The sequence below is a fragment of the Stenotrophomonas sp. JAG2 genome, from assembly GCF_041080745.1.
In the GTDB taxonomy this organism is placed as follows: Bacteria; Pseudomonadota; Gammaproteobacteria; order Xanthomonadales; family Xanthomonadaceae; genus Stenotrophomonas; species Stenotrophomonas maltophilia_AA.
This window is the reverse complement of record NZ_JBEUMH010000001.1, coordinates 510,510-520,370: the sequence shown is the minus strand read 5'-3', so window position 1 is coordinate 520,370 and position 9,861 is coordinate 510,510. Positions and strand designations below refer to the sequence as shown.

General features: G+C 68.4%; 9 protein-coding genes. 6 read left to right on the top strand and 3 right to left on the bottom strand.

The window, feature by feature from the left end:
• Nucleotides 1–95 precede the first annotated feature (95 nt).
• Nucleotides 96–1,352 (bottom strand): 6-phosphofructokinase, encoded by a 1,257-nt coding sequence (locus AB9O74_RS02235; RefSeq protein ID WP_369348231.1) that lies wholly within the window; start codon nt 1,350–1,352, stop codon nt 96–98.
• 141 nt (nt 1,353–1,493) lie between these two features.
• On the opposite strand from AB9O74_RS02235, the gene AB9O74_RS02230 reads away from it, so the two are divergent.
• The 3 genes from AB9O74_RS02230 to AB9O74_RS02220 all read left to right on the top strand — a co-directional run bounded on the left by AB9O74_RS02230 (nt 1,494) and on the right by AB9O74_RS02220 (nt 4,347).
• Entirely contained in the window at nt 1,494–2,057 is a 564-nt protein-coding gene (locus AB9O74_RS02230; RefSeq protein ID WP_176988293.1) for an adenylate kinase, read from the top strand.
• Nucleotides 2,058–2,391: 334 nt separating this feature from the next.
• Entirely contained in the window at nt 2,392–3,756 is a 1,365-nt protein-coding gene (gene mpl / locus AB9O74_RS02225; protein ID WP_369348230.1) for a UDP-N-acetylmuramate:L-alanyl-gamma-D-glutamyl-meso-diaminopimelate ligase, read from the top strand.
• A gap of 12 nt (nt 3,757–3,768) precedes the next feature.
• Nucleotides 3,769–4,347, top strand: a complete 579-nt coding sequence (locus AB9O74_RS02220) for an LON peptidase substrate-binding domain-containing protein (protein WP_179460154.1) — start codon at nt 3,769–3,771, stop codon at nt 4,345–4,347.
• A 51-nt stretch (nt 4,348–4,398) separates the two neighbouring features.
• Here AB9O74_RS02220 and AB9O74_RS02215 read toward each other — a convergent pair whose 3' ends face one another.
• Entirely contained in the window at nt 4,399–6,402 is a 2,004-nt protein-coding gene (locus AB9O74_RS02215) for a bifunctional DedA family/phosphatase PAP2 family protein (protein WP_176988296.1), read from the bottom strand.
• A gap of 102 nt (nt 6,403–6,504) precedes the next feature.
• On the opposite strand from AB9O74_RS02215, the gene AB9O74_RS02210 reads away from it, so the two are divergent.
• Nucleotides 6,505–7,167 carry a serine/threonine protein kinase gene (locus tag AB9O74_RS02210; protein WP_369348229.1) on the top strand — a complete coding sequence of 221 codons (663 nt, stop codon included), beginning with the start codon at nt 6,505–6,507 and terminating at the stop codon, nt 7,165–7,167.
• A 24-nt stretch (nt 7,168–7,191) separates the two neighbouring features.
• Here the strand turns inward: AB9O74_RS02210 and AB9O74_RS02205 are convergent, their stop codons facing one another.
• Nucleotides 7,192–7,863, bottom strand: coding sequence for a hypothetical protein (locus AB9O74_RS02205; RefSeq protein ID WP_369348228.1), 672 nt, complete (start codon nt 7,861–7,863; stop codon nt 7,192–7,194).
• A 116-nt stretch (nt 7,864–7,979) separates the two neighbouring features.
• Here AB9O74_RS02205 and AB9O74_RS02200 point away from each other — a divergent pair, with 116 nt between their 5' ends.
• Nucleotides 7,980–8,798, top strand: coding sequence for an NAD(P)-dependent oxidoreductase (locus tag AB9O74_RS02200; protein WP_346478926.1), 819 nt, complete (start codon nt 7,980–7,982; stop codon nt 8,796–8,798).
• 90 nt (nt 8,799–8,888) lie between these two features.
• Nucleotides 8,889–9,854 carry a YiiG family protein gene (locus tag AB9O74_RS02195; RefSeq protein WP_369348227.1) on the top strand — a complete coding sequence of 322 codons (966 nt, stop codon included), beginning with the start codon at nt 8,889–8,891 and terminating at the stop codon, nt 9,852–9,854.
• Nucleotides 9,855–9,861: the final 7 nt, after the last annotated feature.

The following is a 9,861-nucleotide window of genomic DNA, read 5'->3' as shown; positions in this document are numbered from 1 at the left end:
GCCGGACAGCCCCAAGGTGCCGGCCAGCGGCCGGCACTACCCGAACGCCGGACAGCCCCAAGGTACCGGCCAGCGGCCGGCACCACCGGGCTCGTTCATGCCTCGAAAGCAGGCAGCTTCTTCTTGACCGCCACGTTCTTCAGCGTCACGTACTTCGGCAGTCCATCGGGCCCGTACGGCAACGGCGCTTCCCCCTTGATCAGCGGAGCAAGGTAGGCGCGGGCCTTCTCGGTGATGCCGAAGCCATCGCGCCGGATGAAGCCGGCCGGCATCTTCTTCTCGTGATTGGCCACCTTGTGCAGCGGCGCGGCCTCGATCTTCCAGCGATACGGTTTATCGCTGGTGCGCACGATCACCGGCATCACCGCGTTCTGGCCTTTCAGCGCGAACTGCACCGCGGCCTTGCCAACCGCCTGCGCCTGTTCCCAGTCGGTCTTCGAGGCGATGTGCCGGGCCGAGCGCTGCAGGTAATCGGGCAGGGTCCAGTGGACCTTGTAGCCCAGCGCATCCTTGACCCGCGCCGCCAGCTGCGAAGCGACGCCGCCCAGCTGGGTATGCCCGAACGAATCGGTGCCGCCGCCCGCATCGGCGACGAAGCGGCCATCGGCGGTCTGGATGCCTTCGGAAGCCACCACCACGCAGTAGCCCACGCGCTCGACCACCTGCTTCACCTTGGCCAGGAACGCGGCCTCGTCATAGGCGCGCTCGGGCAGCAGGATGATGTGCGGGGCGTCGTCGACGCCCTGGCCGGCCAGGCCCGCGGCGGCGGCGAGCCAGCCGGCGTGGCGGCCCATGGCCTCGTAGACGAACACCTTGGTCGAGGTCTCGGCCATCGCGGCCACGTCGAGCGCGGCTTCGCGCACGGAGACGGCGGTGTATTTGGCCGCAGAGCCGAAGCCCGGGCAGGTGTCGGTCACGGCGAGATCGTTGTCGATCGTCTTGGGCACGCCGATGCAGGTCAGGTCGTAGTCGAAGGCCTTGGCCAGCTGGGAGACCTTCCAGGCGGTATCGGCCGAATCGTTGCCGCCGTTGTAGAGGAACCAGCGCACGTCATGGGCGCGCAGCACCTCGAGCAGGCGCTCGTACTTGCCGCGGTCGGCCTCCAGCGACTTGAGCTTGTAGCGGCACGAGCCGAACGCACCGCCCGGAGTGTGGGCGAGGGCGGCGATGGCGGCGGCGGTCTCCCGGGAGGTGTCGATCAGGTCTTCGCGGAGCGCACCGAGGATGCCGTTGCGCGCGGCCAAGACCTTGATTCCTTTGGCCCTGGCCGTGCTGATGACCGCCGAGGCGGTGGCATTGATGACGGCGGTGACGCCGCCTGACTGGGCGTAGAGCAGGGTACCGTTGGGCATGGTGCGACCTTGGTCTGGGGGAAGGACATTGCAGAGACATTACCGGTATGGGGTAAAGTGCGCGTATTGCGGTGCAGCGTGATTGTGGACAATCCCGCGGCGCGCGCCCTTCCATTTTCTTACCAAGTTGGAGTCAGGTTGATGCGATTGGTTCTGTTGGGACCGCCCGGTTCGGGCAAGGGGACACAGGCGACGCGCCTGAAGGAACACCTGTCGATTGCGCACATTTCCACCGGCGACCTGCTGCGTGCCGAAGTGGCCGCCGGCACCGAGCTGGGCAAGCAGGCCAAGGCCGTGATGGATGCCGGTAACCTGGTGTCCGATGACATCCTGCTGGGCATGCTCGAGTCGCGCCTGGGCCAGGACGACGTGGCCAAGGGCTTCATCCTCGACGGTTACCCGCGCAACGTGGCCCAGGCCAACGCGCTGGACGCCCTGCTGGCCAAGATCGGCCAGCCGCTGGATGCCGTCGTGCAGCTGGACGTGCCGACCGAACTGCTGGTCGAGCGCATCGCCGGCCGCGCCGCCGAACAGGGCCGCGCCGATGACAACCCCGAATCCGTGCGCCAGCGCCTGCAGGTCTACAACGACCAGACCGCGCCGGTGGTGGATTTCTATGCCGGCCGCGGCACGCTCGCACGCGTGGATGGCGTGGGCGAACTGAACGATGTGGAAGCGCGCATCCGCGCCGCGATCCAGGCCTGAGCCGGTCGGTGCCGCTGCGGCGGCACCGTACCCGCGCCGGGTGTGCAGGATCCCTGAAACACACACGCCCGGCCCCCGAAGGGACCAGGCGCGTGGTTTGAAGGTGCCAGCGAGCGGGCTTGCTCAGAGCCCCGCAGCATGAGCCCCCCTGGGGATGGCCTCTTGGGGAGTAGGACCAATGGGGTACTGCGGCTGGCCACGCGAATTGTGTCCGTCTTCACAGTACGGCGCTATCGGGAATTCCCCGACACCCTGCTGGATTTTTCTGATAGTCGACTAGGAGTTGTCTGACGGCGATCTCCATCGACGCTGGTGATCGGCGACAATCGTACGCATGAGCACGATCCATATTCTTGGCATTGCAGGCACTTTCATGGGCGGCGTCGCCGCGCTGGCACGCGAGAAGGGCCATACGGTCCGCGGCAGCGACCAGGCGATCTATCCGCCGATGTCCACCCAGCTCGAACGCCTGGGCATCGCGCTGGATCCTGGCTACCGCGCCGACAGCGTGGCGCCCGACTGCGACGAGGTGGTGATCGGCAATGCCCTGTCGCGTGGCAATCCCGCCGTGGAAGCGGTGCTGGACACCGGTCAGCGCTACATCTCCGGCGCCCAGTGGCTGTCCGAGCAGGTGCTGCCGGGCCGCGACACGCTGGCCGTGGCCGGCACCCACGGCAAGACCACCACCACCACCATCCTGACCTGGCTGCTGCACAGCGCCGGGCGCGAACCGGGCTTTCTGATCGGCGGAGTGGCCGAGGATTTCGGCGTGTCCGCGCGCGTGGGCAGCGGCCGCGAGTTCGTGGTCGAGGCCGACGAGTACGACACCGCGTTCTTCGACAAGCGCAGCAAGTTCGTGCACTACCGGCCGCTGGTGGCGATCCTCAACAATCTCGAATACGACCACGCCGACATCTTCCCGGACGTGGCCGCGATCCAGCGCCAGTTCCACCACCTGATCCGTACCGTGCCCGCGCGCGGGCGCCTGATCGTCAATGGCGAAGATGCCTATCTCGCCGAGGTGCTGGCGATGGGCTGCTGGACCCCGGTGGAGCGCTTCGGATTCGATCCGTCGCTGGAATGGCACGCCGAACTGGTGGAAGCCGATGGCAGCGTGTTCGTCGTGCACCATCGCGGCGCACGGGTCGGTGAAGTGCGCTGGTCGCTGCTCGGCCGCCACAACGTCCTCAACGGGCTGGCCGCCCTGGCCGCCGCGCATGCGGTCGGCGTCGAGCTGGCCACGGTGATCCCGGCGCTGGCCGCGTTCCGCAGCGTCAAGCGCCGGTTGGAAGTGATCGGCCAGGCGCGCGATATCACCCTCTACGACGATTTCGCGCACCACCCGACTGCGATCCGCACCACGCTGGACGGCCTGCGTGCCAAGGTCGGCGATGCCCGAATCGTGGTGGCGATGGAGCCGCGCAGCAATTCAATGCGGCTGGGCGCACACGCGCAGGCCCTGGCGCCGTCGCTGGACGGGGCCGACGCGGTGGTGTTCCTGCATCGCCCCGAGCTGGCCTGGGATGCCGCCGCCGTGATCGCCGCCGTGCGGGGTGAGGCGCATGCGGTGGCGGACACCGATGCGCTGCTGGCCCAACTGGGCGCGATCGCCGCGCCGGGCGACCATGTGGTGTTCATGTCCAACGGCGGGTTCGACGGCGCCCCGCGTCGTTTCCTGGCGCAGCTTCAGCATCCCTGAGTGCCGCTGGCCATGACCGAGACCGCTTCGCTGCCCCTGTTCCCGCTGCACACCGTGCTGCTGCCCGGTGCGGCGCTGGGCCTGCGGGTGTTCGAGCGCCGCTATCTGGACATGCTGCGCGAATGCAGCCGGGCGGGCACCGCGTTTGGTGTCTGCCTGATCCTGGACGGCGAGGAGGTCGGTGCGCCGGCCTTGCCCGCCGCCTACGGGGTCGAGGCGCGGATCGAGGATTTCGACGTGGGTGCCGATGGCGTGCTGGTGCTGCGCCTGCGCGGCCAGCGCCGCTTCCATGTCGAACGGAGCCGGGTGCGCGACAACGGCCTGATCATCGCCGAGGTGACCTGGTGCGCGCCCGACAGCGACGACGAGCTGCAGCCCGAGCACGCGCTGATGGCGACCGTGCTCGAGCACATCATCGAGCAGGCGGGCGCCGCGTTCGCCCCGGTCAGCCCGGCGCAGATGGAGCAGGCCAGCTGGGTCGGCTGGCGCCTGGCCGAACTGCTTCCGCTCCAGGATGCTCAGCGCCTGCAGCTGCTGCAGCGCGATGATCCGCATCAGCGCCTGCAGGCGCTGCTGGACTGGATGCCGTAACGCGGGGCGTGGCCCCGCTGCACGATCGGCCGGGGACGCCCCGGCGCTGCCTCATTCCGCCGGGGGCATGCGCACGCGCAGTACCGGCATCTCCGTGTCCGGATGGGTATCGACCTGCTGCGGCAGGCCCTCCAAGGCCTGGCGGACCGCATTGAGCGACGGGTCGATGCCGCGCATCGGCCGCCACATCCCGATCAGCTTGAAGTGCTGCTGGTAATGCAGCGTCTGCGCACTGCCCAGCCACAGCGGTTCGTTGTCCGGCGCCGCCAGACGTGCCGGTGCCGGCCACAGGCGCAGCGCGAAGATCTCGTTGGGCGCATTGCCCGCGCGCAGCATCAGCAGCGACTCGACCTGCGTGTCCAGGGTGGCCGGCAGTACCGGCACGGTGTCCTTGTCGCCGGACTTGTCGAGCATCAACAGCGCCTGCTCCCAACCGGCCTGCGGCTGCACGCGCCAGCCCTGGCTTTCCAGCCGACGCTGCAGCGGCGCCAACGGACCGGCCACCTGCACATCCAGCGGCCAGCGCTGATCGTCATCGAACTCATTGCGGCGCGAGGGCAGGTTCTGCCATTCGGTTGTCCACCAGGCCTGGGCATCCAGCGGCGCCGGGGTCGGCTGGGCCGGCTCGAAACGCGCCAGCTTGACCGGGATGTTGCGCGGGGCATACCAGAGCGCGGCGATGGCGAAGGTGCCGTAGAACAGCCATGCCACCGGCTTGACCCAGAACGAGCGGTTGAAGCGGCGACGGTAGGCGATGCCCAGCACCAGCAGCCAGAACAGACCGAACAGCATGCCGCCGATCACATCGCTCAGCCAATGCGCGCCGAGGTAGATGCGCGCGAAGCCGATCAGGCTGACGATGATGCCCGAGAGCAGGTAAGGCCAGACGCGCGTGCGGCCCGGCAGCTCGCGCGCGATCAGCACGGCGAAGAAGCCGAAGGTGATCGTGGCCATCGTCACCGAGACCGACGGGAAGCCGAAGCCGCTGCTCGCATCTGGCGGGCGGACCACGTCCACCGTCGCGCCGAGCAGCTTGCACAGTGCAAGGCCGAAGGCGAGCGCGGCCAGCCAGTGGGCCGCCGCCATCCAGCGCCGGCGCCAGACCAGGTAGCCCATGCCGGCGACGGTGGCTGGCAGCAGGACCTGCCACGCGCCCAGCGAGGCCAGGGCGGCCATCGGGTAATCGGCCAGCGGATTGCGCAGCGCCAGCATCGCGTGGTGCACGGCCAGGTCGACCATCAGCGGCTCGCCGTGGGCGACCACCGCCATCAACAACGCGAACCAGCCCCAGCCGAGCAGCAGCAGCATCACCGCCAGCATCGCCAACGGCACCGACTCCCGCCGCTGCGGGTCGAACACCGCCACCGAATAGCGGCCCAGGGTCGGGTGCCGCTGCGACCAGGCCAGCAGGCTGGCGAGCCAGCTGTCCATGCGCGAGGCCGACCAGCGGTAGCCGTACAGGACGATCGCCCAGACCAGGCCCATGATCACGCCGAGCAGGGCCAGCACCATCACCAGCCGGCCGGCGACCGCAGCCACTGCGTCATAGGCCTCGCCAAGCACCCAGCCGGGCGCGAGGAACAGCACTGCCCAGGACAGGCTGGCGATGCCGCTGGCCTGGATGTAGCGCGACAGCGGCATCTTCATCATGCCGGCGATGGCGGGCACGAACGGGCGGATCGCGCCGACATAGCGCGCGACCAGGATGCTCTTGAACGCATTGCGGCGGAACATCGTTTCGCCACGGTCGAGCAGCTGGGGGTATTTGCTGAAGGGCCAGAAACCCCGCAGGCGATCGCCCCAGCGCCGACCGATCCAGTAGCTGATGCCATCGCCGGCAAACGCGCCGAGGGCTGCGCAGGCCACCGCATACGGTCCGGAGATCTGGCCCAGGCCGATGAACACACCGACCGCGAACAGCAGCGGCAACGCGGGCACGATCGCGCCCAGCACGATGACCGCATCGCAGAACGCGATGAGGAAAATGACCGCACCGGCAAGCACGGGGTGAGCTGAGATCCACGCAAGCGTGGCATCGATCCATGACGAGTCCATCGGGGGATTATAGAGGGGGCAAAGTGACTGACTGCCGGCCGGCGGCGGGGAAAGTGCGGCATCTGCAGTGAATGAACGCGATCACCCGCCTAGAATGGCGGCATGACACGCCCCGCCGACGCCGCCCCGACCGCCCTCAAAGCCGACAGCTTCGGCCGCATCCTGCTGATGGAGCAGGACGGCCAGCGCTTCGTGCGCCGTGATCTGGAAGCCACCCCGTGGTGGCTGCGGCTGCCGGCATGGTGGTTGGCCCGGCGCGAGGCACGCGCGCTGGCGCATCTGGATGGCATGCCCGACACCCCGCGCCTGCTGGACTGGAACGGGCGCTGGCTGGACCGCAGCTTCATGGCCGGTGATGCCATGTACCAGCGTCCGCCGCAGGGCGACCTGGCGTACTTCCGTGCCGCCCGCCGATTGCTGCAGCAGGTGCACCGCCATGGCATCGCGCACAACGACCTGGCCAAGGAAGCCAACTGGCTGGTACGCGAAGACGGTTCGCCGGCGCTGATCGATTTCCAGCTGGCGGTGATCGGCAACCCGCGCTCGCGCTGGATGCGCTTGCTGGCCCGCGAAGACCTGCGCCATCTGCTCAAGCACAAGCGCATGTACTGCCGGCAGTACCTGACGCCGGTGGAGAAGCGGCTGCTCAAGCGCACCTCGTGGGTGCGCGATCTGTGGTTCCGCACCGGCAAGCCGGTCTACCGCTTCGTCACCCGCAGGATCCTGCACTGGGAAGACAACGAAGGGCAGGGCCCGAAGCCCTGAGCGCGGCCGGTCGCTGCCTGGGCTTCAGCGCAGATCAAGGATCTGCTTGCCGCTGAAGCGGCGTTGCGCATCGAAATCGTAGGCGACCCGCAGCTTCCCGACATCCGCGCAGGCGTGACAGGTGCGCATCGGCGTGCTGTAGATCAGGCGCACGCCCCCGTCGGGCCGCGCTTCACTGCCGCTGGCCTCGGCCGGTGCGAAGGGCGTGGCCTCCGGGTGTGCATCCAGGAACGGCTTGACCGTGGCATCGGCGCGCGACATTTCCGGCAGCACGTCCGCATCCACATCCACCGTGTGACCGGCGCTGTCGACCAGCAGCGTGCCTTCATTGGTATTGGCGCGGAACGGGTACTCAATCGTGGCGACGCCTACGCCGTCCTGTTCGCGCCATGCGCTCACATAGCCGGGATTGCCCTGCGCGCCCAGTTGATGGGCGGCGGCGATCGCCTGCGGGCTGGCCTTGGCGGCCTGCATGGCGTGGGCCAGGCAGTCATCGGCGACCGGTGCCTGGCCACGGCAGGCATCGACCTCGCCGTCCCAGATCGCGGCTTCGCTGAAGGGGGACGCGCCGCCCGTGGTGCCCGGAACGGTGGCGGCCGCTTGCGCCTCGGCGCTTGTCGGAGCGCCCGCCGGCTGGCAGGCGGCAACGCCGAGCACCAGGGCCAGCGCAGTCAGGGGAAGGCGGATCGCCGTCATGTCGCTCATTCCATGCAGAACGTGAACGCCCAGTATCGACGCCGCGCATGAATCCGGCGTATGCGCGGGGGCGGCATAATGCGGGTCCATTGCAATCGCACCGAAGGAACCCGCGCATGGCCAGTCTGCAAGGCAAAACCCTGTTCATCACCGGCGGCTCGCGCGGGATCGGCTTGGCCATCGCACTGCGTGCGGCGCGCGACGGCGCCAACGTCGCGATCGCGGCCAAGTCCTCGGTGCCCAATCCCAAGCTGCCGGGCACCATCCACAGCGCGGCCGAGGCGGTGACTGCCGCGGGCGGGCAGGGGCTGGCGCTGAAGTGCGACATCCGCGAAGAGGACCAGGTGCGCGCGGCGGTGGCTGCCACGGTGGATACGTTTGGGGGCATCGACATCCTGGTCAACAACGCCAGCGCGATCTGGCTGCGCGGCACGCTGGATACGCCGATGAAGCGCTTCGACCTGATGCAGCAGGTCAACGCGCGCGGCAGCTTCCTCTGCGCGCAGGCCTGCCTGCCGCACCTGCTGCAGGCGCCCAATCCGCACATCCTCACCCTCGCGCCGCCGCCGAGCCTGGACCCGAAGTGGTGGGCCCCGCACACCGGCTACACGCTGGCGAAGATGGGCATGAGCTTCGTCACCCTCGGGCTGGCCGCCGAGTTCGGTCCGCAGGGCGTAGCAGTCAATGCGCTGTGGCCGCGCACCATCATCGCTACTGACGCGATCAACATGATTCCCGGCGTGGATCCGGCCGGGTGCCGCACCCCGCAGATCCTGGCCGATGCCGCGCACGCGGTGCTGACCCGGGAGGCCGCCGGTTTCAGTGGCCAGTTCCTGCTCGATGACGAGGTGCTGGCGCAGGCGGGCATCACCGATCTGAGCGGCTATGCCGTCGATCCATCGCAGCCGCTGCTGCCGGATCTGTTCCTGGATTGACCCGCGGCCGGGCCGCGCCGCCCGTGCGATGACAGATGCTGCACACCGCGGGCTGGTATGGTGCGTGCCCCTCTTTGTATGGACACTCGCATGTCATTTCGCACACGGACCGCGCCGCTTGCCGCCGCCATCACCTTGATCAGCCTGCTCGGCGCCTGCAGCAAGGGCCCGGGCAGCGTCGCCGATACCCAGGGCGTGGATAAGGTGAACGCCTACATCGCCTGCTTCAACGCCGTCGAACAGCCGATCCATGAAGGCTTCCAGCAGTACATCGGCTGGATGCAGGATCCGGAAGCCGGCCCGACCGGCAACGAGAAAAAGGTGCGTGGGCCGGGTACGGTGCTGTCGCATCGTGTGGACGCGTGCAATGCCCCGATGGTCGCTGCGCTCGCGATGACGCCGGCCGAGCCGGCACTGGATCCGGCGGCACGCAACTACCAGAAGACGTTCGTCGACCTGTATGCGTTGATCGAGCAGGCCGACCGTTACTACAGCCGTGAAGACTACCTGCGCGACGATCATGCCGGGATGCGCACCCAGCATGCGCCGCTGATGAAAGCCTATATGGCCTTCTTCGACGCAGGCACCGCACTGGATGCCGCGCTGGAAAAGCGCGAAGACGAACGTCGCGCGGAACAGCTCAAGGAGATTGAAGCCTCCGAAGGCCGCTCGCTGGCGTACTACCAGATCAAGATCCTCGGCGATGGCAAGCAGCTGACCCAGCTGCTCAACAGCGAGACCCCGGATCTGGCGGTCGCGCGCACCCAGCTCGCTGCGTTCCAGGCCCTGTTGCAGCAGGCGCAGGATGACAAGGTCGGCAAGGGCGATGCGATGTGGGGGCACGTGGAGCGTGCGGCCGATGCGCTGGCCCGCGATGCCGGTCGCCGCATTGAGCGCGTGGAATCCAGGAAGCCGTACACCCGCAGCGAGCAGATGCTGATCGAGAGCGGCGGGCGGGTCAACAACCCGCAGGGCTCGGCCGAAGCGCTGCTGGTCAGCTACAACGACCTGGTCGACATGAGCAACCGCCTGGCACAGTCCAGCGGCGCACGCTGAGCGGTCA